Here is a 777-nt window from a genome sequence, read left to right on the forward strand (position 1 = left end):
GGGGTGGGGGCAGTCGGGCGGGTGCCAGGTCTGGATCCAGGCGAGGGTCTGGGTGCCGGTGCTTGAGGTGCGCAGGCACCAGATCAACCGGTTGGGTTCTCGAGCGGCGGCTTGTTCCTCGAGGGAGAGGGGCTCGAGGTCGGCCGTGATGGTGAGTGCTGCTCGAGTGCCGACGAGCTGGCGGAGGATGAGGGCCCGGCACGCGGGGCAGCGCCGTGTGGGGGAAGGGGTGCTGCCCCGCTGCCGGGTGGCCATCAGGCGTCGCTGCCGACGAGGAGCCCGGAGCCGTGCTTGAGGACGTCGCGGGCGTTCTGGACGTCGGGGTCAAGTTCGCCGTCGAAGGTGCCGCTCTTCGTACGCAGCCGGTACAGGCCGCGCTGGAGTTCGCGCAGCCGCTCGTCGCTGAAGTCGTCGCCCGCGACCTCGATGGCGACGATGCGGAGCTTGACCGAGGGGACCTTCTCCTCGTCGGGGCCGGGTTCGATGCGCTCGACGTGGGCGAGTTCGACGACGGCCATCCACCGCCCCTTGCGCTGCTTGAACATCTCCATGGCGTGGTCGTCGAGGGAGTCCTTCACGTCTTCCAGGACCTTGGAGTCGAACTTGATGTCGGGCATCAGGTGCCTTTCTGGTGGTGAACCGCGGCCTGTGCGGCGCGGTACGTGTGCGGGGCCGAGCGGCGTTTGCCGCTGGCGACGGCGCGGTCGTCGACCAGGGCCGAGGTGGAGAGCGGGGACGGGGTGGTCCAGGCGCCGGCGGGGAGGCCGGCGCCTGGAC

The 777-nt window shown here is 70.5% G+C and carries 1 protein-coding gene; it reads right to left on the reverse strand.

The window, feature by feature from the left end; genetic code table 11:
* Positions 1 to 254 precede the first annotated feature (254 nt).
* Positions 255 to 617 (reverse strand): hypothetical protein, encoded by a 363-nt coding sequence (locus GKQ77_RS33065; protein ID WP_219692831.1) that lies wholly within the window; start codon positions 615 to 617, stop codon positions 255 to 257.
* Between the last annotated feature and the right edge of the window lie 160 nt (positions 618 to 777).

The organism is Streptomyces anatolicus (assembly GCF_019400875.1).
GTDB classification, from domain to species: domain Bacteria; phylum Actinomycetota; class Actinomycetes; order Streptomycetales; family Streptomycetaceae; genus Streptomyces; species Streptomyces anatolicus.

Bases quoted from the DNA above. Each gene is read 5' to 3' on its own strand.
- GKQ77_RS33065 (WP_219692831.1), bottom strand. From the start codon at position 617: ATGCCCGACATCAAGTTCGACTCCAAGGTCCTGGAAGACGTGAAGGAC.